This is a genomic window from Shinella sp. G-2 (assembly GCF_050172695.1).
In the GTDB taxonomy this organism is placed as follows: Bacteria; Pseudomonadota; Alphaproteobacteria; order Rhizobiales; family Rhizobiaceae; genus Shinella.
This window is the reverse complement of record NZ_JBBEYH010000003.1, coordinates 508,597-530,434: the sequence shown is the minus strand read 5'-3', so window position 1 is coordinate 530,434 and position 21,838 is coordinate 508,597. Positions and strand designations below refer to the sequence as shown.

Annotated in this window: 25 protein-coding genes; 16 read left to right on the top strand and 9 right to left on the bottom strand. The window is 63.4% G+C overall.

All coding sequences use genetic code 11. The annotated features are described in order from the left end of the window. Positions 1–339 precede the first annotated feature (339 nt). The 3 genes from V8U06_RS09080 to V8U06_RS09070 all read right to left on the bottom strand — a co-directional run bounded on the left by V8U06_RS09080 (position 340) and on the right by V8U06_RS09070 (position 1,855). The gene (locus V8U06_RS09080) at positions 340–981 is read right to left on the bottom strand and encodes an MBL fold metallo-hydrolase (RefSeq protein ID WP_427140371.1); all 642 of its coding nucleotides are present in this window, start codon (positions 979–981) and stop codon (positions 340–342) included. Between the two features lie 75 nt (positions 982–1,056). Further along, the gene (locus V8U06_RS09075; protein WP_427140361.1) at positions 1,057–1,218 is read right to left on the bottom strand and encodes a hypothetical protein; all 162 of its coding nucleotides are present in this window, start codon (positions 1,216–1,218) and stop codon (positions 1,057–1,059) included. Positions 1,219–1,354: 136 nt separating this feature from the next. Next, positions 1,355–1,855, bottom strand: coding sequence for an Lrp/AsnC family transcriptional regulator (locus V8U06_RS09070; protein WP_427140360.1), 501 nt, complete (start codon positions 1,853–1,855; stop codon positions 1,355–1,357). An 88-nt stretch (positions 1,856–1,943) separates the two neighbouring features. Between V8U06_RS09070 and hppD the strand changes: the two genes are divergently transcribed. The 4 genes from hppD (at position 1,944) to V8U06_RS09050 (ending at position 4,608) form a co-directional block, all read left to right on the top strand. Continuing rightward, complete coding sequence (hppD, locus tag V8U06_RS09065) at positions 1,944–3,047, top strand: 4-hydroxyphenylpyruvate dioxygenase (protein ID WP_427140359.1); 1,104 nt, start codon at positions 1,944–1,946, stop codon at positions 3,045–3,047. A gap of 269 nt (positions 3,048–3,316) precedes the next feature. After that, the gene (locus tag V8U06_RS09060; protein WP_226918275.1) at positions 3,317–3,580 is read left to right on the top strand and encodes a hypothetical protein; all 264 of its coding nucleotides are present in this window, start codon (positions 3,317–3,319) and stop codon (positions 3,578–3,580) included. Positions 3,581–3,727: 147 nt separating this feature from the next. Then, entirely contained in the window at positions 3,728–4,342 is a 615-nt protein-coding gene (locus tag V8U06_RS09055; protein ID WP_427140358.1) for a TetR/AcrR family transcriptional regulator, read from the top strand. Then, a complete protein-coding gene (locus tag V8U06_RS09050) occupies positions 4,324–4,608 on the top strand; it encodes a YciI family protein (protein WP_427140357.1) in 285 nt (94 codons plus the stop codon). Before V8U06_RS09055 ends, V8U06_RS09050 begins: the two co-directional genes overlap by 19 nt. Positions 4,609–4,667: 59 nt before the next feature. Here the strand turns inward: V8U06_RS09050 and V8U06_RS09045 are convergent, their stop codons facing one another. Further along, on the bottom strand, positions 4,668–5,558 hold the full coding sequence (locus V8U06_RS09045; protein WP_427140356.1) for a branched-chain amino acid aminotransferase: 891 nt from the start codon (positions 5,556–5,558) through the stop codon (positions 4,668–4,670). 271 nt (positions 5,559–5,829) lie between these two features. On the opposite strand from V8U06_RS09045, the gene V8U06_RS09040 reads away from it, so the two are divergent. The 3 genes from V8U06_RS09040 to V8U06_RS09030 all read left to right on the top strand — a co-directional run bounded on the left by V8U06_RS09040 (position 5,830) and on the right by V8U06_RS09030 (position 8,518). Then, entirely contained in the window at positions 5,830–6,306 is a 477-nt protein-coding gene (locus V8U06_RS09040; RefSeq protein WP_427140370.1) for a MarR family winged helix-turn-helix transcriptional regulator, read from the top strand. Between the two features lie 24 nt (positions 6,307–6,330). Further along, positions 6,331–7,038, top strand: coding sequence for a response regulator (locus tag V8U06_RS09035; RefSeq protein ID WP_226918270.1), 708 nt, complete (start codon positions 6,331–6,333; stop codon positions 7,036–7,038). Between the two features lie 97 nt (positions 7,039–7,135). Next, positions 7,136–8,518: an ATP-binding protein gene (locus tag V8U06_RS09030; RefSeq protein ID WP_226918269.1), complete on the top strand. Its 1,383-nt coding sequence runs from the start codon at positions 7,136–7,138 to the stop codon at positions 8,516–8,518. A 112-nt stretch (positions 8,519–8,630) separates the two neighbouring features. Here V8U06_RS09030 and V8U06_RS09025 read toward each other — a convergent pair whose 3' ends face one another. The 4 genes from V8U06_RS09025 to V8U06_RS09010 form a co-directional block, all read right to left on the bottom strand. Next, complete coding sequence (locus V8U06_RS09025) at positions 8,631–8,972, bottom strand: tRNA-binding protein (RefSeq protein ID WP_427140355.1); 342 nt, start codon at positions 8,970–8,972, stop codon at positions 8,631–8,633. A 113-nt stretch (positions 8,973–9,085) separates the two neighbouring features. Beyond that, positions 9,086–9,904, bottom strand: coding sequence for a pyrroline-5-carboxylate reductase (gene proC / locus V8U06_RS09020; RefSeq protein WP_427140369.1), 819 nt, complete (start codon positions 9,902–9,904; stop codon positions 9,086–9,088). A gap of 2 nt (positions 9,905–9,906) precedes the next feature. After that, on the bottom strand, positions 9,907–10,407 hold the full coding sequence (locus V8U06_RS09015) for a YbjN domain-containing protein (RefSeq protein WP_226918266.1): 501 nt from the start codon (positions 10,405–10,407) through the stop codon (positions 9,907–9,909). Between the two features lie 391 nt (positions 10,408–10,798). Further along, a complete protein-coding gene (locus V8U06_RS09010; protein WP_226918265.1) occupies positions 10,799–11,056 on the bottom strand; it encodes an accessory factor UbiK family protein in 258 nt (85 codons plus the stop codon). A 236-nt stretch (positions 11,057–11,292) separates the two neighbouring features. Here V8U06_RS09010 and lgt point away from each other — a divergent pair, with 236 nt between their 5' ends. The 8 genes from lgt (at position 11,293) to V8U06_RS08970 (ending at position 19,387) form a co-directional block, all read left to right on the top strand. Then, a complete protein-coding gene (lgt, locus tag V8U06_RS09005) occupies positions 11,293–12,105 on the top strand; it encodes a prolipoprotein diacylglyceryl transferase (protein ID WP_427140368.1) in 813 nt (270 codons plus the stop codon). Between the two features lie 12 nt (positions 12,106–12,117). Then, complete coding sequence (locus tag V8U06_RS09000) at positions 12,118–13,218, top strand: class I SAM-dependent methyltransferase (RefSeq protein ID WP_427140354.1); 1,101 nt, start codon at positions 12,118–12,120, stop codon at positions 13,216–13,218. Between the two features lie 101 nt (positions 13,219–13,319). Continuing rightward, on the top strand, positions 13,320–14,111 hold the full coding sequence (pgeF, locus tag V8U06_RS08995) for a peptidoglycan editing factor PgeF (protein ID WP_427140353.1): 792 nt from the start codon (positions 13,320–13,322) through the stop codon (positions 14,109–14,111). 48 nt (positions 14,112–14,159) lie between these two features. Then, on the top strand, positions 14,160–15,311 hold the full coding sequence (locus tag V8U06_RS08990; protein ID WP_427140352.1) for a M24 family metallopeptidase: 1,152 nt from the start codon (positions 14,160–14,162) through the stop codon (positions 15,309–15,311). Positions 15,312–15,429: 118 nt separating this feature from the next. Continuing rightward, a complete protein-coding gene (locus V8U06_RS08985; protein WP_226918260.1) occupies positions 15,430–16,200 on the top strand; it encodes a hypothetical protein in 771 nt (256 codons plus the stop codon). 126 nt (positions 16,201–16,326) lie between these two features. Beyond that, positions 16,327–17,259 (top strand): ribose-phosphate pyrophosphokinase, encoded by a 933-nt coding sequence (locus tag V8U06_RS08980; RefSeq protein WP_427140351.1) that lies wholly within the window; start codon positions 16,327–16,329, stop codon positions 17,257–17,259. 148 nt (positions 17,260–17,407) lie between these two features. Further along, entirely contained in the window at positions 17,408–18,073 is a 666-nt protein-coding gene (locus V8U06_RS08975) for a Kazal-type serine protease inhibitor family protein (RefSeq protein ID WP_427140350.1), read from the top strand. Positions 18,074–18,202: 129 nt separating this feature from the next. After that, on the top strand, positions 18,203–19,387 hold the full coding sequence (locus tag V8U06_RS08970; protein ID WP_427140349.1) for a benzoate/H(+) symporter BenE family transporter: 1,185 nt from the start codon (positions 18,203–18,205) through the stop codon (positions 19,385–19,387). A 3-nt stretch (positions 19,388–19,390) separates the two neighbouring features. Here V8U06_RS08970 and V8U06_RS08965 read toward each other — a convergent pair whose 3' ends face one another. Continuing rightward, positions 19,391–20,845, bottom strand: a complete 1,455-nt coding sequence (locus V8U06_RS08965; RefSeq protein WP_427140348.1) for a hypothetical protein — start codon at positions 20,843–20,845, stop codon at positions 19,391–19,393. 228 nt (positions 20,846–21,073) lie between these two features. On the opposite strand from V8U06_RS08965, the gene V8U06_RS08960 reads away from it, so the two are divergent. After that, the gene (locus tag V8U06_RS08960) at positions 21,074–21,676 is read left to right on the top strand and encodes a 50S ribosomal protein L25/general stress protein Ctc (RefSeq protein ID WP_226918255.1); all 603 of its coding nucleotides are present in this window, start codon (positions 21,074–21,076) and stop codon (positions 21,674–21,676) included. The last annotated feature ends 162 nt before the right edge of the window (positions 21,677–21,838 follow it).

Sequence of the window (21,838 nt, the reverse complement as noted above, 5' to 3'; positions counted from 1 at the left end):
AACACGGTAACCTATGAATCAGCAATCAGCCGATTTGGGAATCTTGAATGTCGATCCGACCTAAGGCTGACGGACAAAAAGAAGGGCGCCGAGAGGCGCCCTTCTTGCATTCCAGAGCATGTCAGGCTCAGATTGAACCAGACATGCTCCAAATTCTTTTGTTTTCGTTTGTCCTTTCGGGAAAACCGGTTCCCACTTTTCCCTGACAAATTCTAAATTCTTTTGTTTTCGTTTGTCTTTTCAGGAAAACCGGTTCCCACTTTTCCCTGACAAACTCCAAAGCATTTCCAGCCGAAGCGGGATCGCTTCGGCGTCGCATAATGCGGTAAAAACAAAAGGCTAGAGCCCGCGCAGGAACGGGTTGCTGCGCCGTTCGTCGCCGATCTTGCTGCCCGGCCCATGGCCGCAGAGAAAGCCGACCTCGTCGCCGAGGGGGAAGACCTTGTCACGGATCGAATCCAGAAGCTGCTGGTGGTCGCCGCCCGGCAGGTCGGTCCGGCCGATCGAGCCCTGGAACAACACGTCACCCAGATGGGCGAAGCCCTGCTTGCGGTTGAAGTAGATCACATGGCCCGGCGCATGGCCCGGCGTGTGATAGACCTCGAATTCATGATCGCCGAAAGAGACCTTGTCTCCGTCTTCCAGCCAGCGGTCCGGCACGACATTGCTGACCTTCATCGGCACGCCGAACATCGAAGCCTGCGCCTCCAGTCGCTGCAGGAGTGAAAGATCGTCCTTGTGCGGGCCGATGATGTCGATGCCGAGTGCGTCCTTCAGTTCCTTCGCGCCGCCCGCATGGTCGATATGGCCGTGCGTCAGCCAGATGGCCTTCAAGACGATGCCGTTCTCCTTGACCGTCTCGAGGATCACGTCGACATCGCCGCCGGGATCGACGACCACACCCTCTTTCGTCTCCGTATCGAAGAGAATGGTGCAGTTCTGCTGGAAGGGAGTGACGGGGATGATGCCCGCCTGAAGCATGCCCATGGGGTCCTCGCTCGGTTGCCGCTGTTGATCCCCGTATAGCCGCAAGCGTGCGCGAAGACCAAGTCTCAACTAGCGCAGGCTCGCGATCTCCTGGACGGGGCCGGAGACAAGGGTCGGCGAGACGGTGGAGAAAAGCAGCGCGGCAACGGCGAGATTGGCGACGATATAGAGATAGGCAACGGGGCGAAGACGGTCAGCGACCGGGTTCTGCGGCTTCGGGTTCGATTGCATGATCCTGTTCCCTGGTGGGGCCGTCCTTGAAGCGGCCTGTTTGTCGTTGTGATCGCTTTCTACAACGGCGCAGGATTCCAGTCTGTTCCGCGGGAAACAGGGTTGACGAACCGTGTTGCCGCAAGGCAACAGCCCGTCAGAGTGGCAGGGCGGTCGTTTCCTTCAGCGTGTCGAGCACGATGGCCGTCTTCACATGCGAGACGGATTCGTGCGGCAGCAGCACATCGTTGACGAAGGCGGAGAGCGCCTTCAGGTTCGGCACCACGACCTTGATGATGTAATCCATCTCCCCCGTCAGCGAGAATGCCTCCAGCACTTCCGGCAGACTGGAGATCAACCGGGCAAAGCGCACCGCATTGTCTCGGTTGTGGGTCGAGAGCGTCACCGTGACGACGATGACGATGCCGAGGTCGAGCTTTTCCCGGTCGAGTTCCGCCCGATAGGCGCGGATGATCCCCTCCTCCTCCAGCCGGATGCGCCGGCGCGAACATTGGGAGGGCGAAAGATTGATGCGCTCCGACAACTCGTTGTTCGTCAGGCGGGCATCCTCCTGCAAATGCGCGAGCAATTTCCGGTCGAAATCGTCAAGCTGCACGATTTTCTCTCCATCAGCCAAGTTCATGCACGAACATCGCATGAGATTGTCAAAACGCAAGCACTATGCACGCACATTGCATGGGTTCCGCGCCATACTGCCTCCACATCACTTTCGAGGAGGACGAACGATGGGCCCTTTCCCGCATGACGCACCGCCGGCACTGATCACCGCCGAAAATCCCGCGGGCACGGATGGCTTCGAGTTCGTCGAGTTCGCCCACCCGGAACCGGAAAAGCTGGAAGAGCTGTTCGCCCGCATGGGTTACAGCAAGGTCGCGACCCATCGCACCAAGGCGATCTCGGTCTGGCGGCAGGGCGACATCAACTATGTCATCAATGCCGAGTCCGGCTCGCACGCCATGAAGTTCGCCGGCGAGCACGGCCCCTGCGCCGCCTCCATGGCCTGGCGCGTGGTCGATGCCAAGCATGCCTTCGACCATGCCGTCGCCAAGGGCGCGACACCCTATGAAGGCGACGACAAGGCGCTCGACGTGCCCGCCATCATCGGCATCGGCGGCTCGCTGCTCTATTTCATCGAAAAGTACGGCGCCAAGGGATCGGCCTATGACGCGGAATTCGTCTGGACCGGCGCGCGCGACCCGAAGCCGGAGGGCGTCGGCTTCTACTTCCTCGATCACCTCACGCACAATGTCTATCGCGGCAACATGGACAAGTGGTGGGATTTCTACCGCGAGCTTTTCGGCTTCAAGCAGATCCACTTCTTCGACATCGACGGCCGCATCACCGGCCTCGTCTCGCGCGCCATCACGTCGCCCTGCGGCAAGATTCGCATTCCGCTCAACGAATCGAAGGACGAGACGAGCCAGATCGTCGAATACCTGAAGAAATACAAGGGCGAAGGCATCCAGCACATCGCCGTCGGGACCGATGCGATCTACGACGCGACGGACAAGCTCGCCGGCAACGGCATGAAGTTCATGCCCGGCCCGCCGGAAAACTATTACGACCGGTCCTATGTGCGCGTCGTCGGCCATGAAGAGCCCGTCGAGCGCATGAAGAAGCACGGCATCCTGATTGACGGCGAAGGCGTCGTCGATGGCGGCATGACGAAGATCCTGCTCCAGATCTTCTCGAAGACCGTGATCGGCCCGATCTTCTTCGAGTTCATCCAGAGGAAGGGCGACGAGGGCTTCGGCGAAGGCAATTTCCGGGCACTCTTCGAATCCATCGAGGAAGACCAGATCCGCCGGGGCGTGATCGCAGCAGAATAAAAACCGCGGCAACCAAGCCATGCGGGGAAGGAAGAGGCGGTCGCATTGCGGCCGCCTCTTTACTTTGGGGCCCCTCTCCTTCCAAATTCCCAAGTTCACGGTGCACGACATGCGCGGGTAAATTGACAGAACCCCAAATTGTCCGCACGTTGCGGATGCCGAGTCTTTCGGCAGCGGGTGGCGCGGGCTCCAGACCGCACATCCGGCAACGAGGCCAATGTCCGGCCCGGGCCACTCTCATTCCGGGCGGACCTTTCGGAGGGGAAGTCATGGAAGCATTGATGCCCATCATCACGCAGCTCATCGCCGGCGCCATTGGCGGCAATGCCGCGGGCGCAGCCCTGAAACAGGCGGCTGTCAGCGTGATCGTCCGTACCATCGTCGGCGCCATCGGCGGGGTCGGCGGCGGTCTTCTCCTGCAAATGGTGGGCGGTGAAGCCGGGCTTTCCGGCCTTGTCGCCAACGGCCTTGGCGGCCTGGTCGGCGGCGGCGTGCTGACGGCCATCGTCGGCGCGGTTCTCGGCAAGAAGTAAGAGAGGCGCGAAAGCGCCGCAGGAATTGAAGGACGCCCGCGAAGCCTCGCTTTCGCGGGTGTTTTCTTTGCGGGATACGCGGCCTTGACGCAATAGGACAATTGACCTAATCCTCGATTAGGACAAACGACCTATACGGTACCGTTGATGAAAGCACAGGACACCCGCCAATATATCGTGGATGCCGCCGACAGGCTTTTCTACGAACAGGGCTTCGAAGCGACATCCTTTGCGCATATCGCGGAAGCCGTTGGCCTGTCGCGCGGCAACTTCTACTATCACTTCAGGACGAAGGACGAGATTCTCACCGCGGTCATCGACCAGCGCAAGGCCAAGACCCGGCAGATGCTGGATGCCTGGCAGGAGGACGCATCGCCCGCCGCGCGGATCGGGAGCTTCATCCAGATCCTCACCACCAACCGCGCCGGGATCATGCACTACGGCTGCCCCGTGGGGACGCTCTGCAACGAACTTGCAAAGCTCGACCATGTCGCAAGGGACGATGCCGCCGAAATCTTCACGCTGTTCCGTGTCTGGCTCGCCGCGCAGTTTACAAGCATGGGGCGGGCAGACGATGCCGACGACCTGGCGCTACACATCCTCATGCGCAGCCAGGGCGTCGCCGCCCTTGCCACCGCCTTCCGGGACGGCGCCTTCATCGAGCGCGAGATCGCCGACATGAACGACTGGCTGCAACGCCAGCATCCCGACACTCCCCTCACCCCGCCTGAAGGAGACGCTACATGTTCCTCGTCACCCTGAAATTTTCCGCCAACAAGGCAAAGGCCGCGCAATTCATGGACGGGCACAATGTCTGGATCCGGCGCGGCTTCGACGACGGCGTCTTCCTTCTAACCGGAAGCCTCCAGCCGGCCGCCGGCGGCGCGGTCCTCGCCCACAATGTCTCGCGCACGGACCTGGAAGCCCGCGTGAAGAACGACCCCTTCGTTGCCGAAGACGTGGTGCAGGCCGAGATCATGGAGATCACGCCGGGAAAAGCCGATGAGAGGCTGGCCTTTCTTCTCTGACAAACGAAAACGCCCGCGGCACGGCCGCGGGCGCTCCCCAGGTCCTGCAAGCCAGCCGGTTACTCGGCGGCAGCCACGGCGGCGGGATAGACTTCCTTCATATAGTCGTTCATCAGCGTCTCGCTGATCGTGCCGGGCGTGAAGCGGTAGGGGCCGATCTCGGAAACCGGCGTCACTTCAGCGGCCGAACCCGTCAGGAAGCACTCGGAGAAGCTCGAAAGTTCCTCGGGCAGGATTGCCCGCTCGACAACCTCGTAGCCACGGCGCTTGGCAAGCTCGATGACCGTGCGACGGGTGATGCCGTCGAGGAAGCAGTCCGGTACCGGCGTGTGGATGACGCCGTCCTTGACGAAGAAGATGTTGGCGCCGGTCGCCTCGGCCACCTGGCCGCGATAGTCCAGCATCATCGCATCCGCATAGCCCTTGGCTTCGGCGGCGTGCTTGGAGATGGTGCAGATCATGTAGAGACCGGCGGCCTTGGATTTCGACGGCGCGGTCTTCGGGTCCGGGCGGCGATACTCGGCGATATCGAGGCGGATGCCTTTCAGCTTTTCGGCCGGGTTGAAGTAGCTGCCCCACTGCCAGATCGCGATGGCGACGTTGATGCGGTTGTTCTGCGCCGAAACGCCCATCATTTCCGAACCGCGCCAGGCGATCGGCCGCGCATAGGCTTCGGAGAAGCCCTGACGCTTCAGGAGTTCGGTGGTCGCCGCATCCAGCTCTTCGACCGAATAGGGAATCTTGAAGCCGAGGATTTCGGCGGACTTGTGCAGGCGCTGGTTATGCTCGGTGAGCTTGAAGATGCGGCCGCCATAGGCGCGCTCGCCCTCGAACACGGCGCTTGCATAGTGCAGGCCGTGGGTCAGCACGTGAATCTTGGCGTCCTTCCAGTCGACGAATTCGCCGTTGAACCAGATTTGCCCATCCAGTTGATCGAAAGGAACTGCCATGCTGTCATCCTCCGGCGCGCGGGCGCCATTCTTTGAAGTTGATTGTTTCGCCTGTTACGGTCTAACCAGAAACGGGCAGGATCGCCTGATCGGGACAATCATCCGGATTGGGGGATCGAAATGACGCCGGGTATCCTTCGGCGCCCGGGAACCGCAACGTGAGCGGGACCCTAACAAGAGCGAAAAAATATGTCAACAAGGCTGACATATTTTGCGATAAATTACGCGGGGACGGCAAGGCATGAAAGGAAATGACAACGTGGCCCGACAGATGCCGGACAAGAACGGCGCGAACGAGCTGCACGAGGACGCCATGACCGGCGACGGGCGCATCGACTTCGAGATCATCGAAGGCCTGTTCTTCGCCTATCGCGACTTCATTTCCGATCCCGACGCGATCCTCGAAACGAGCGGCTTCGGCCGCGCCCACCACCGCGTGGTGCACTTCGTCAACCGCGAGCCCGGCATGACGGTGGCGGACCTCCTGGACACGCTGAAGATCACCAAGCAGAGCCTGGCGCGCGTCTTGAAGCAGCTCATCGATTCCGGCTATATCCAGCAGGTGGCCGGCCCCGAGGACCGCCGCCAGCGCAAGCTCTATCCCACAAGGGCGGGACGCGAACTTGCCCTTGCGCTCGCCGAGCCGCAATCCCGCCGCATCGCCCGTGCATTCGAGGAAATGGGCAACGGCGACCGCCGTACCGTGATCCGGTTCCTCACCGGCATGCAGAACGCCAAGAGCGAATGACAGTTTGAACAACGGGTGAAGACGATGACCGCTGCCGGCGCGCCCTCCGATGACGCCTCCCATCTTCTCGTCGTCGACGACGACACCCGCATCCGCGAGCTCCTCAGCCGGTATCTGCTGGGAGAAGGTTTTCGCGTCACTGTCGCCGGCGATGCCGACGAGGCGCGGCGCAAGCTGCGCGGGCTCGATTTCGACCTCATCATCATGGACGTGATGATGCCCGGTGAAAGCGGCCTGTCGCTGACGAAGAGCCTGCGCGAAATCCGCCCCGTGCCGATTCTCATGCTGACGGCGCTCGCCGAATCCAAGGCGCGCATCGAGGGCCTCGAGGCCGGCGCCGACGACTATCTTTCCAAACCCTTCGAGCCGCGCGAACTGGTGCTGCGCATCAACAACATCCTGAAGCGCAACATGGCGCCCGCCGCACCGAAGATCGAGCAGATCATGTTCGGCCCCTACACCTTCTCCATCGTGCGCAAGGAGCTGAAGCGCGGCAGCGACCTCATCCGCCTCACCGACCGGGAACAGGAAATCATGCTGCTCTTCGCCCAGCGCGCCGGGGAGACCATTCCGCGCCATGAGCTGATCGGCGAGGAAACCGAGGTCGGCGAACGCACCATCGACGTGCAGATCAACCGCCTGCGCCGCAAGATCGAGGACGATCCGTCCAACCCCGTCTGGCTGCAGACGGTGCGTGGCATCGGCTACCGGCTCAGCGTGGAGCAGGGGTGAAGGTGCGCCCGGGCATGCAGGGCATGGGCTCTCTCCAGCTCCGGTCGTCCGGCGAGCGCGGGACGTCGCGACGGTCACCCTCCCCGGAACGCCGCCCATGACCACCCTGCAGACCCTCCGCCGTGATATCGAGCGCGCGCCGATGGCCGGCTGGCGGCGGTTTGCGCGCTGGCTGCGGCGCCAGATGCCGACCGGCCTCTATGCCCGCTCGCTGCTCATCATCATCATTCCGATGGTGCTGCTTCAGGCGGTCGTCGCCTTCGTTTTCATGGAGCGTCACTGGCAGCTCGTGACGCAGCGCCTGTCGATGGCCGTCACGCGCGACATCGCCGCGATCATCGATCTCATCGAGACCTATCCGCAGGACGAAAATTATACCGAGATCTCCCGTATCGCCCGCGAGCGGCTGGAGCTCATCGTCTCCATCGAGCCCGGCAAGGAACTGCCGCCGCCGCGCAGCAAGCCGTTCTTCAACATTCTCGACGAGATTCTCAGCGAGGAGATCGTCCGCCAGATCCGCCGCCCCTTCTGGATCGATACGGTCGGCGAAAGCAACCTCGTCGAAATCCGCATCCTGCTCGACAACAAGGTGCTGCGCGTCTACGCCCGGCGCAGCCAGGCCTATGCCTCGAACACCCATATCTTCCTGCTCTGGATGATCGGCACGTCGCTGGTGCTGATCGGCATTTCCATCCTCTTCCTGCGCGGCCAGATCCGCCCGATCCTGGCGCTGGCGCAGGCCGCCGAGAGTTTCGGCAAGGGCCAGCGAATGCCGGAGAGCTTTGCCCCGCGGGGTGCGGACGAGGTGCGCCGTGCGGGCCTTGCCTTCATTCTCATGCGCGAGCGCATCGAACGGCAAATGGAACAGCGCACCGCCATGCTGACCGGCGTCAGCCATGATCTGCGCACCATCCTGACCCGCTTCAAGCTGCAGCTGGCGCTCGCCGGCGACAATCCCGACCTGCAGGGCCTCAACAAGGATGTCGAGGACATGCAGACCATGCTGGAGGGCTACCTCTCCTTCGCGCGCGGCGATGCGGAAGAGGATGTCGGCGAACTCCGGTTGTCCGATCTTTTCGACCGCTTCGCCCTGGAGGCGGAACTGCACGAACGCACCTTCTCCAGCGAGATCGAGGGCGAGGACGAGGTTCTGGTGCGGCCGAACGCCTTCAGCCGCCTTGTCGGCAACCTCGTTTCCAATGCCATGCGCTATGCCAAGACCGTGCGTGTGGAAGCCCGCCATGGCGCCAAGTGGCTCACCATCACCGTCGATGACGACGGCCCCGGTATTCCCGAGCGCTCGCGCGAGGATGTGTTCAAGCCGTTCTTCCGGCTCGACGAGGCGCGCAATCTGGATGCATCCGGCACGGGCCTTGGCCTTGCCATCGCGCTCGACATCGCACGCAGCCACGGCGGCAACGTCACGCTGGGGGACAGTCCGATGGGTGGCTTGAGGGCGACGATCCGCGTTCCCGCCTGATCGCCGGCTGGAGTTCGTCAGGGAAAAGTGGGAACCGGTTTCCCGAAAAGACAAACGAAAACAAAAGAATTCAGAGCTTGTCTGGTTCAAATTAAACCTGACAAGCTCTGAATCAGCACATCTTCTTGCCGTTCGGCACGTCCTGGCCAACCCCGGCCAGCACGATCGCACCCGTCTCGTCCTCGAAACCGAGCGTCAGAACTTCCGAGCGCACCGGGCCGATCTGGCGTGGCGGAAAATTGACGACGGCGAGCACCTGGCGGCCGACAAGCGTTTCCGGCGTATAGTGTACCGTGATCTGCGCCGAGGACTTCTTGATGCCGATTTCCGGGCCGAAATCGATCTGCAGCTTGTAGGCCGGCTTGCGCGCCTCCGGAAACGGCAGCGCCTCGACGATGGTGCCGACGCGAATGTCGACGCGTTCGAAATCGGCGTAGGTAATGGTCTCGGTCATGAAATCCCCAATCTGAAAACGCGGTAGTCCCTCAACCGGCCAGTCGGCCGCAGATCCCCTTGTCCCGCTCGCGCGGAGAGGTTCGGCGGAGAATCTCAAAAGCTGTAAGAAACTCAGCCCGCCAGTTCCTCGGCGCGCTTGCGCGCGGCGGCAATGGCCTTGTCGAAGAGCGGCTGCATGCCGTCGTCGGCCATGAGCACCGAGAGGGCGGCGGCGGTGGTGCCGCCGGGCGAGGTCACGTTCTGGCGCAGGCGGCTGGCGTCATCGGGGGACTGGTGAAGCAATTCACCAGCCCCCGCGACGGTTTCCCGTGCGAGGCGCATGGCGAGGTCCGCCGGCAGGCCCGCTTTGCGTCCTGCCTCTGCCATGCATTCGACGAGATAGAAAACATAGGCCGGGCCGCTGCCCGAGACCGCCGTGACGGCATCGATATCGCCCTCGGTGGCGACCCATTCGACCGGACCGCTCACCTTGAGAAGGGCATGCACGAAATCGCGCTGCGCCGGCGTGACGCGCGCATTGGCGAAAGCCCCCGTCACGCCGCGGCCGATCATGGCCGGCGTGTTCGGCATGGCGCGCACCGTGGCGGCCTCGCCGAGGTGGCTTTCGAGATTGGCGATGGTCTTGCCCGCGGCAACGGAGACGATGACGGTGTCGGGGCCGACGAGGCCCTTCAGCGGCGGCAGAACCTGGTCCATGACCTGCGGCTTCACCGCAACGAAGATCACGCCGGCCTTCACGCCCTCGGGCGCCGATGTCTCATGGCGCGCGCCGTTGTCGGCGATCAGCTTGGCCATGGCCGGCTGCGGGCCGGGATCGATCACGATGACGGAGGCGCCGGCAACACCGCTCTTCAGCCAGCCGGCCAGCATGGCGCCGCCCATATTCCCGGCGCCGATGAGAACGATGGGACCGTGACCCGCCACCGCCATGGTCATGCTTCTCCGACCGTTTCGAAGAGCACCGCATCGACGGCGGACTGGGCGTCCATGCCGGACCAGACGACGAACTGGAAGGCCTGGAAATAGGCTTCGCAGGATTCGAGCGCGCTCGACAGCAGCACCTCGACCTGCCGGTTGGTGGGCTCGGCCCCGCCGGCCAGAAGCAGAGACTGGCGGAAGATCACGACATCCTCGCGGCGCCACAGGTCGAAATGGCCCATGAGCACCTGGCCGTTCACATGCGACAGCAGGCAGTGGACTTCGTTGACGCGGTTTTCGGGAACCTTGATGTCGAAGGCGCAGGCGAGATGCAACGCCTCGAACTCTTCCATCCAGGAGAAGGAGACGTGGTAGTCCGTCCACTTGCCTTCGACCGTCATGGCGATTTCGTCTTCGCCCGACCGCTCGAACGACCAGTCATTGTTGGCCGCGACGAACTCGATCATGTCGACCGGGTTGGACTGACGCCCGATATCCAATTCCATAAGGCTCATGCATCACCTTCAAGGCCGGCAGGCATGCGTCATCGCGCTCACACACGCGACGCGGCAAACCAAACTCCGGATACAACACTGAATGATTGCTCGGCACCGCATGCAGTCTGGACGACTTACCCTGCCCGAAGCTTGCGCTGCCCATCTCGAATCATCATTTAAAATCAGTGTATAACGGCGGAGTCACGACGCCAGCCCCCGCCTTTCCATTTTCTCCGCCCGGTTGTGGACAGAGCCTGTCAAAAAGATTCAGGTCGGGCGCTTAAGGGACTCTGCACAAAGGGCTTTTCGGAAGTGTCCACAGGGGTAAAAAATTTATTAAAAAAAACGGTTGGCGCGATGTGAATCACGCCAACCGAGTCCTGTCGGTAAAAACCTGTGTCGAAACGGCTCAGCCGCCCGCGTTGAGCCGGGCTTCGAGCGCTTCGATGCGCTTCAGCAGGGCGTCGTTTTCGTCGCGCGCCTTGATCGCCATTTCGCGCACGGCCTCGAATTCCTCGCGCTTGACGAGGTCCATGCCGTTCATGAAACGCTCGGCCTGGGCGCGGAACACCGTCTCGGCCTCCTTGCGCACGCCCTGGGCGGCACCGGCGGCATCGGTCATCAGCTTGGCGAAATCGTCGAGAATGCGGTTCGCACCGGTGGTCATGGTTCACTCCCTGAGGTGTCGATGGTCCTGGCGGGCGCTGCCGCCCGTATCCTGCCCTTGAGGTAGGGTCTTGGACCGCCGCTTGCAAGCGGATTCCGGTGGATCGCCGCCAGTTCGGCCGTCGCGTCCTCCGCGATCACGATTTATCGCCTTGACCCTGCCCCATGGCGCCGCCATCTTCCGCGCAAAACAGGAAGCCTTCTGCCTTGACGCCCATTGCCCAGCTTTTCGCCATCATGCCCTATCCCGAGATCGATCCGATCGCCTTCTCCATCGGCCCGGTCGCCGTGCACTGGTACGGCATCGCCTATGTCGTCGGCATCATGCTGGGCTGGATCTATGCGCGCCGGCTGATCGAGACGCCGCGACTTTGGGCAGGCGATGCACCGATGAGCCGCGTGCAGCTCGACGACTTCCTCGTCTGGGCCGCCGTCGGCATCATTCTCGGCGGACGCGTCGGCTATATCCTGTTCTACGATTTTCCCAATGTCGCAGCCGACCCGCTGCGCGCCATCCAGGTCTGGAACGGCGGCATGTCCTTCCATGGCGGCCTAGCCGGCACGACGCTCGCCATGCTCCTCTTCGCGCGCCGCAACGGTATCGCCGTCTGGAGCCTGTTCGACATCGTCGCCGCCGTCGTGCCGATCGGCCTGTTCTTCGGCCGCATCGCCAACTTCGTCAACGGCGAGCTCTGGGGCCGTCTCTCCGATGCGCCCTGGGCAGTGATCTTCCCGGAGGCCGGCCCCTTCGCCCGCCATCCGAGCCAACTCTACGAAGCCGGCCTCGAAGGCGTGGTTCTTCTCACCGTCCTGGCCATCGCCATCTATGGCTTCGGCGCGCTGAAGCGCCCCGGCCTTGTCAGCGGTCTCTTCGTCACGGGTTACGCGCTCTCGCGCATCACCGTGGAGTTCTTCCGCGAACCGGACCCGCAGCTCGGCTATCTCCTTGGCGGCTGGCTGACCATGGGCATGCTGCTGTCGCTGCCGATGCTTGCCCTCGGCCTCTGGGCGATCTTTCGCGCGCGCGCCGCCGCGCCGGCCAGCGCCTGAGCGGAAGCCGCCATGCCGACACCTCTCGCCCGCAAGATCAAGGCACTGATCCGCACCAACGGCCCGATCAGTGTCACAGACTATTTCGCCCTGTGCCTTGCCGATCCCGAGCACGGCTACTACCGCACCCGCGACCCCTTCGGCACGGCCGGCGATTTCGTCACGGCGCCGGAAGTCAGTCAGCTCTTCGGCGAAATGCTCGGCATCTTCCTCGTTCATGCCTGGCAGAGACATGGCGGACCGCAGGACGTGCGCATCGCCGAGATCGGCCCCGGCCGCGGCACGATGATGGCAGACATGCTGCGTGTCATCGCCAGGCTCGCTCCGCAGCTTTACGAGAGCGCGACCTTCCATCTCATCGAGACGAGCCCCAAGCTGCGCGCGATCCAGCATGAAACGCTCGGCACGCAGGCGCCCCGCGTGACCTGGCACGACAGTTTCGAGGAACTGCCCGACGGCTTCGTACTGCTTGCGGCCAACGAACTCTTCGACGCCATCCCGATCCGTCAGTTCGTCAAGACATCCTCCGGCTTCCGCGAGCGCATGGTGGGCCTCGATGCCGAGGACGAACTGACCTTTGCCGCCGGCGTCGCCGGCATCGATCCGGCCCTCCTGCCGGAGAGCCACAAATCCGTCACCAACGGCACGATCTTCGAGATCGCCCCGGCCCGCGAAGCAGTGATGGCGACGATCGGTGCGCGCATCGCCGACTTCGGCGGCACGGCCGTCATCATCGACTACGGCCATTTCGTCACCGGCTTCGGCGATACGCTGCAGGCCGTGCTCAAACACGATTTCGACCCGCCGCTCGCCCATCCGGGCGACGCGGACCTCACGAGCCATGTGGACTTCGAACGTCTTGCGGGCGCGGCCGCCGCCGCGGGTCTTCACATCCACGGCATGCTGCACCAGGGCGATTTCCTCGTCGGGCTCGGCATCGGCGAGCGCGCCTCCGCCCTCGGCCGTCACCGCGACGCGGCAACGCAGCAGTCGATCCTTGCCGATGTCGACCGTCTCGCTGGCTCCGGCGCAGGAAAAATGGGCGATCTTTTCAAAGTGTTGGCGGTCGGCAGCGCGCCGCTCGCGCTCTTTCCGTTCCGTCAGCCCGATTGACACATCGGCCAAGGCCGGACAACATCCGGCCCGATTTGCACCCCGAATGCCTGGCCGAAATCCTTGCCTGGCGGCCCGTACACAAGCCCAGCCGAGAGACCATGAAGGACCAAGCGCTTCCCGCCCCCATCGAAAGCCCGCTTCTGGCCGAACGCGCCGGAAAGGCGGCGCGCCACGGCTTCTTCACGCGTGCCGGCGGTGTTTCCGAAGGCATCTATCGCGGCCTCAATGTCGGCCTCGGCTCGAAGGACGCTAGGGAGAACGTGCACGAGAACAGGGCCCGCGTCGCCCGCTGGTTTGCCGCCGCGCCGGAAAAGCTTGCCACCGTGCATCAGGTCCATTCACCCGATGTGGTCGTGGTCGACGAGCGCTATGACGGTGCACGCCCCGAGGCCGATGCGCTCGTCAGCGCCACGCCCGGCGTCGTGCTCGGCGTGCTGGCCGCCGATTGCGGCCCGATCCTCTTTTGCGACCCCGAGGCGCGCGTCGTTGGCGCCGCCCATGCGGGCTGGAAGGGCGCGCTCTACGGCGTGCTGGAAAACACCATCGCGGCCATGGAGACGCTCGGCGCGAAGCGCGAGAACATCCTTGCCTGCCTCGGTCCGTCGATCAGCCGGCGGAACTATGAGGTCGGGCCCGAATTCATTGAGCGCTTCCTGGCGGTGGACAAGGCCTATCAGCGCTATTTCACGCCGTCGTCAAAGGCCGATCACGCCATGTTCGATCTGCCGGGCCTGACGACGCAGCGCCTGAGGGATGCCGGGGTGACGGCCGAAAACCTCGACCTGTGCACCTATCCCGACGAGGACCGTTTCTTCTCCTACCGGCGCACCACCCACCGGCAGGAACCCGATTACGGGCGGCAGATTTCCGCGATCATGATCACGGCCTGAAGCCCGCACCAGATTCAGACACCCGACGAAGACGAGGGAGACACCACAATGGCACTTCACTTCGACACCGAGGAATACGCCAACCGCCTCCAGCGCCTCACCGCCCGCATGCGCGAGCAGAAGCTCGACGCCATGCTGCTCTTCGCGCAGGAGAGCATGTACTGGCTGACCGGCTACGACACCTTCGGCTATTTCTTCTTCCAGACGCTCGTCGTGAAGGCGAACGGCGAAATGGTGCTGCTGACGCGCTCGGCGGATCTGCGTCAGGCGCGCCGCACCTCCAACATCGAAAAGATCGAAATCTGGGTGGACCGCGTGAACGCGGACCCGACGATGGATCTGAAGAACCTTCTCTCCGATCTCGACCTGCTCGGCTGCCGCATCGGGGTGGAATACGACACGCATGGCCTGACCGGCCGTAATGCCCGCCTCGTCGACAACCAGCTTCAGAGCTTCGGCGAGATCATCGACGCCTCCGCCCTTGTCAGCCGCCTTCGCCTCATCAAGAGCCCGGCCGAGGTCGCCTATGTCGAGCGCGCCGCGGCGCTTTCCGACGACGCCCTCGCAGCCGCCCTGCCTCTCATCGTGCCCGGCGGCGACGAGGCCGCCATCCTGGCGGCGCTGCAGAACGCCGTTCTGGCCGGCGGCGGCGATTATGCGGCCAACGAATTCGTCATCGGTTCGGGCGACGACGCATTGCTCTGCCGCTCGAAATCCGGCCGCCGACGGCTGGACGCACAGGACCAGATCAGCCTGCAATGGGCCGGCGTCAGCGCGCGTTACCATGCGCCGATGATGCGCACCGCCGTCATCGGCGAGCCGAGCGCCCGACACCGCGAACTCTACAGCGCCTGCCGCGAGACGATGCAGGCGATGGAGATGGTGCTGCGTCCCGGCAATACCTTCGGCACCGTGTTCGAGACCTTCGCCCGCATCCTCGACGAGCGTGGCCTTGCCCGCCACCGGTTGAACACCTGCGGTTATTCCGTCGGCGCCCGCTTTGCCCCCTCCTGGATGGACCCGCAGATGTTCCTGCTCGGCAATCCGCAGGAGATCGAGCCGAACATGTCGCTCTTCGTGCACACGATCATCCTCGATTCCGATACCGGCACGGCCATGACGCTCGGCCAGACCTATCTCATCACCACCGACACGCCGAAGGCGCTGTCGCGCTACGGGCTCGATTTCATCGAGATCTGACGGGACCGACCGCAGGCCCTGCAAGATCCTGCGATTGACAGGGCCGGGAGCCAAACCCATAAATCGTTATGGGGAACGCAGAAGGCGCAAGCCTTCCAGGGACACGGACGACGAGACCATGCACGAGCGGATGAAGCGGCTGGCACTGATCGGCCTCATTGCCACGCTTGCCGGTTGCAGCAGCACCGACGCGCTCACACCCCGCGCCGATGTCGGCAACGGCTTCAATTCGCCGCCCGTCACCCAGAACGATCTCGACCAGATGAGCGCCGAGACCGCCCCTGTCACCACCATGCCCGTTGCGACCGCCACGCAGCAGACCGCCTTCACCGCGTCGGGCGTCTCGACCGGCGAGGACACGGCCGGCACGCTGCAGGGCCAGGCCGATGCTCTCGCCCGCAATCGCCGCACGAACCAGTCGGACGTCGAGCTAGCCCGCACGACGGCGCAGCGTTCGCTCGCCGCGGAAACCTCGGAAGGCGCCGAAGAAGTCGCCGCGCTGCCGCGCGCCAGCGCCGAGGCCGACGACACGGTCCGGTTCCTGCCGATCATCGGCGCGCCGGTCGAGGCCGTCACGCCGCTCTCCAAGCGGCTCGGCGCGGAGGCCCGCTCCAGCGGCCTGACGATCCGCAGCGCCTCGGACAATTCCACGAAATACATCCTGAAGGGCTACTTCTCGGCGATGAACGACAACGGCAAGACCACCGTCGTCTATGTCTGGGATGTGCTCGACGGCAGCGGCGCGCGGCTGCACCGCATCCAGGGCCAGGAAACTGTCTCCGGCACGGCATCGGACCCGTGGACGGTCGTGCCGGCGCGCACGATGGAAGCCATTGCCCAGAAGACCATCCGCCAGTATCTCGACTGGCGCGACGCTTCGCGCGGTTAAGCCCTGCGAAAGCGTAAATCACAGCGAAATGCGAAGAATCGCTTTTCCGCCGGGGCAAGGCCCTTGCATTCGCGGATTTAGCCGCTTAAAGCCCCCTCCATCAGCATAATAACAGGCGGACCATAGATGAAGGTTTTCGCGGGCAACTCGAACCGGCTCCTCGCCGAAGCGATCTGCAATTATCTGAATGTTCCGCTCGGCCGGGCCACGGTCAGACGCTTCGCAGACCAGGAAATCTTCGTTGAAATCCAGGAAAACGTGCGCGGCGAGGACGTTTTTGTCGTGCAGTCGACGTCGTTCCCGACCAATGACCACCTGATGGAAATGCTGATCATGATCGACGCGATGCGCCGCTCGTCGGCACGCCGCATCACGGCCGTGATCCCCTATTTCGGCTATGCCCGCCAGGACCGCAAACCCGGTCCGCGCACGCCGATCTCGGCAAAGCTCGTCGCCAACCTCATCACCGAAGCCGGCGCCGACCGCGTGATGACGCTGGACCTGCATGCCGGCCAGATCCAGGGCTTCTTCGACATTCCGACCGACAACCTCTACGCCGTGCCGATCCTCGCGCGCGACGTGAAGGAAAACTACAATCTTGAAAACGTCATGGTCGTCTCGCCCGACGTCGGCGGCGTGGTCCGTGCCCGCGCGCTGGCCAAGCGGCTCGACTGTCTGCTCGCCATCGTCGACAAGCGCCGCGACCGTCCGGGCGAATCCGAAGTCATGAACGTCATCGGCGACGTCTCCGGCAAGGACTGCCTGCTCATCGACGACATCGTCGATTCGGGCGGCACGCTCTGCAACGCTGCCGAAGCCCTGCTGAAGAACGGCGCGACCAGCGTTACCGCCTATATCACGCACGGCGTGCTCTCCGGCGGCGCGGTTGCCCGTGTCACCTCCTCCAAGCTCAAGGAGCTTGTGATCACCGACTCGATCCAGCCGACCACGGCGGTGCAGTCCGCACACAACATCCGCGTCATCTCGACCGCCAACCTGCTCGGCGAGGCGATCAACCGCACCAGCGCGGAAGAGTCAGTTTCCAGCCTCTTCGACTGATCGACAACGACGGCCTTTTAAAACCTGCGCGCCGGCCCCGGTTGCGCAGGTTTTTCGTTTTTTACCATCCCCCGCTTTTTGCGCGCGCCCCAATATCGGGCGCATCAATTTTACGTTACGGTCCGGGAAGATTCACCAGGAGGGATCCATGATATCGACGTCGCCTTTCATTCGCCGGCTGGCGGGACGCATAGCCATCCTTCTTGCCGCCGGCACGCTTGCGGCCTGCTCGGTGGAAGTCGATGAAGGCGGCGGCGGATATCACCCAGGACCGCAGGCTTGCACCATGGAATACATGCCGGTGTGCGGCGCGCGCGGCAATGATCTCCAGACCTTCGCCAACACCTGCGAAGCGCGCTCGAGCGGCTACCGCGTCGTCGGTCGCGGCGAATGCCGCCAGGGCGGCCGGCCGGATCCGCGGCCGGACGAAGGCCGCGCCTGCACGCGCGAATATGCACCGGTCTGCGGCGCGAACGGCCGTGACCGCCAGACCTTCGCCAATGCCTGCGAAGCCCGCAACAGCGGCTACGACATCATCGGTCGCGGCGAGTGCCAGGTCCGCCGTCCCGACAGCGGCTGGGGCGACGACCAGGATCGCGACCGCCCGGATTGGCGTGACCGTAACCGGGATCGCGAGCGGCCGGACTGGCGCGACCGCGACCAGGGCAATGACGGTCAGCGCGTCTGCACGATGGAATACAATCCGGTCTGCGGCCAGCGCGGCCGCGACCTGAAGACCTTCGGCAATTCCTGCTCGGCGGGTGTCGCCGGCTACCGTGTCGTGCGGCCCGGCGAATGCCCGACCAATTACTGACCGGTCGATAGCCTGTCCATCAGACCCCGCCGCGCAAACGGCGGGGTTTTTCGTTGGCGCGACAAGCCTGTTTCCAAGCCGCCTGCCGCCTGTTACCAGTGCTTATCCCTTTTCAGTATCGATCCCGCCATGCTTCGTGATTTTTCCGCTCAAGCCCTGTTCATGGGCCTGCTCACCGCCTTCGTCGGCTTTGCCAGTTCCTTCGCGGTCGTGCTGCACGGCCTGACCGGCGTCGGCGCGACGGAAGCGCAGGCCGCTTCCGGCCTGATGGCCCTTTCAGTCTCGATGGGCCTTTGCGCCATCGTGCTGAGCATCGCGACGCGCCTTCCCGTTTCCATCGCCTGGTCGACGCCGGGCGCCGCGCTGCTGGCAAGCTCCGGCGCGGTCGAAGGCGGCTTTGCGACGGCCGTCGGCGGGTTTCTCGTCTGCGCGGCGCTGATCGTCGTCGCGGGCCTGTGGAAGCCGCTCGGCCGCATGGTCGCAGCCATTCCGGCGACGCTCGCCAATGCCATGCTGGCAGGCGTGCTGATCGGCCTCTGCTTTGCGCCCGTCAAGGCCATCGCCTTCAATCCGCTGCTCGGCCTGCCGATCGCGCTCGCCTGGGTCGTCGTCGGCAGCATCAACAGGCTCTATGCGGTGCCGGCCGCCCTTGCCGCCTTCGTCGCCGTGCTCGCGTTCGGCGTCGACATTCCGGACGGTGCGCTCGCCGGCCTTGCCGAAACGTTGCTGCCGAAGCCCGAATTCGTTACGCCTGCCTTCACCCTCGCCGGCCTCATCGGTATCGCGCTGCCGCTCTTCATCGTCACCATGGCTTCGCAGAACATTCCCGGTATCGCCGTGCTGAAGGTCAACCAATACGAGCCCAATCCCGGCCCGCTCTTCGCGGTCACCGGCCTTTTCTCGCTGCTATCAGCGCCTTTCGGCGGTCATGCGGTGAACCTTGCAGCCATCACCGCCGCCATGTGCGCGGGCAGCGATGCACATCCCGACCCGGCAAAGCGCTACTGGGCCGCCATCAATGCCGGCGTCTTCTATGTGATCTTCGGCCTTGCCGCCGGTGCGGTCACAGCCTTCGTCAGCCTCGCTCCGCCGGTCCTGATCCAGGCCGTCGCCGGCCTCGCGCTGATCAGCGCCTTTGCCAATTCGGCCCTCAACGCCTTCAAGGAGGCGGACGGCCGCGAGGCCGCGGCGGTGACCTTCCTCGTCACCGCCTCCGGCGTTTCCTTCGCCGGCATTTCCGGCGCCTTCTGGGGGCTGATCGCGGGCGGCCTAATGCTGGCGCTGTCCCGCGTCGTCGCCCGGCTCAGGGCTTGAGGCTTACGGCTGGAACGGCAACGGACGGCCGTTGATGAGCACTTTGCCGTCTTCACCGACCGTGACGTCCCAAGCCTGCGCACCACCGCCTGCGTCACGGGCAAGGCCCTTCATCATCAGGAGGCCGAAGGCGGCCTGGCCGAATTCCGGCACCGTGGCTGCGTTCTGCTGGAGATAGGCAACCGTCTTGTCGAAATTGCGCATGGTCAGCGTCATGTCGGCGCTGTGGCGATCCTTGTCATCGGGATAGACCTGCATCTTGCCGGCCAGGTGCAGGTCATAGATCGGCGAGACAGCCGAAACGTCCTCGAATTCCACGGTCATAGCGCCGCCCGGAAACACGATGCGACCGATCTCCTTGTTCTGTTCCTCGGTCAGAGGCTCAGGCTTCGTGAAATCGGCATGGTCGATGAGATAGGTGACAGCCCCGGCAAGATCGAGATTGGCCACTGCCACCTTGAAGGTCGCCCGCTCCGGCAGCGCGCCCTCGAAGGCGGCCGGCAACACACCGGTCGGTGGCTTCGGCTTTTCCACACCCAAACCGAAACCCAAGCGCGTGGAATGGGCAATACCGCTCATGGCGATATCGTAGGTGACGGCATCGGCACCGAATGTACCCTGCTCCGTACCGACAGTCACATTCGAGGCACGGATCGTCTCGGTCAGGTTGTCGAAGACCGGCAGGACGGCGCGCAGCATGTCCTTGACTCGCGTTGCATCCGCCGCGTCGAGCTTGTCCTTGCGCATGTTGTCGAGCACGAAGAAGACGAGGTTCTGCATGACCTTGTAGCGCGCGCCGTCCATGCTGACATCGATGTCCACGACATCCGCGCCGATATCCACCCTGCCGGACGGGCCTCCGGTGATCGTCTCCGCGAAGGCCTTCATCACGCCGGTCGAGGAAATGTCGAGCGTTTCGGCGCTCTTCTTCTCGGCCGCGATGCGCATCGCCGTCTCGCCGAAGCTCGCTGTCACGCTTTCCTTCGGCGATGTGCTGGAAAAGGAAAGCCGCTTCGTCGTCCAGTCGGCGGAGGTGAAATAGAGGATTTCGGGATCGTAGATGCCATCGAGTTTCATCGAATCGATGACATAGGTGAAGGAGTTCTTGCCATCGGCAATGTCGACATCACCCTTGATGTCGAAGCTGTCGTTCGCCTCGATACGGTAGGTGCCCTCCGGCGTCGGCCGCAGATAGGCCATCACCGGTTTCAGCCCGTCGATCTTCACCGCACCGGTCTTCGACTTCTCCATCAGAACCGCGGGATTGAAGCGCAATTCGTAGAAGGAGGTCGCGGCCTTGACGGTGACGAGGCCGGCGTCGATCATCTCCTGCGGCAGGTAACGCGTCAGGCGCTGCTGGATGCTTTCGGCCTCGGTGGGGGAAATTTCCTGGGCTTTGGCGGGGCTTGCGGATACCAGCGCAAGGGCGGCCGAGGCCATCAGGATCTGTCTTCTCATCATGGCCTCCAATGCCGAACCGATTGCGCAGAACATCCAATCACGGCGGCCGCGTGTCAATCCGGCTCCGGGCCTTGCATTTTCGGGCATTCTCGTTTATCGAGCCCCCGTCCGCGTAGACACCCTTGGAGGCAACGCGGATGAGGCTTTCACGAAATCCTCAAGTTTGACGCGGCCGGAGCTTCTCCGCCGGGGCAAACTCTCCAGTTACACTTGAAAGGTAAAGCTATGAGCCACGAAACCTACGAGCTCAAGGCCGAAACGCGCGAACGGGTTGGTAAGGGGTCCTCCCGTGAACTCCGTCGCAACGGTCTTATTCCTGCAGTTATCTACGGCGACAAGCAGGCCCCCCTCTCGATCGCCATCTCGACCAAGGAAGTAACCCAGCGCATTCACGCCGGCGGCTTCAAGACGACGGTCGCAACGATCGACGTCAACGGCGAGAAGATCAAGGTCCTGCCGAAGGACTACCAGCTGGACCCGGTCCGCGACTTCACGATGCATGTCGACTTCCTGCGCGTCTCCGGCAACACCCACGTCGTCGTTGAAGTTCCGGTTCACTTCGTCAACGAAGACAAGGCTCCCGGCATCAAGATCGGTGGCGTCCTGAACGTCGTTCGTCATGCTGTCGAGCTGCACGCTCTGGCCGACAACATTCCGGAATTCATCACGGCGGACCTCACCGGCCTCAAGGTCGGCGACGGCATCCACATCTCGAACATCACCCTGCCGAAGGGCACGAGCCCGGTCATCACCGACCGTGACTTCACGATCGCCACGATCGCTGCTCCGGCCGGCGGTGTGAAGGAAGAAGCGGAAGCTTCCGAGTAAGCCTTCGCCAAAGCCTGAACTCAAGGAAACCCCGCCTCCCCTCGGATGCGGGGTTTTTCTTTGTCCGGACCCCGCCACTACCGTTGCGGGAAGTTTGAATTATCAGCACTTTTCCGGGTCGTTATTTCAGCAACCTTTAAGATTTTGGTGAAAGTCTAAGCA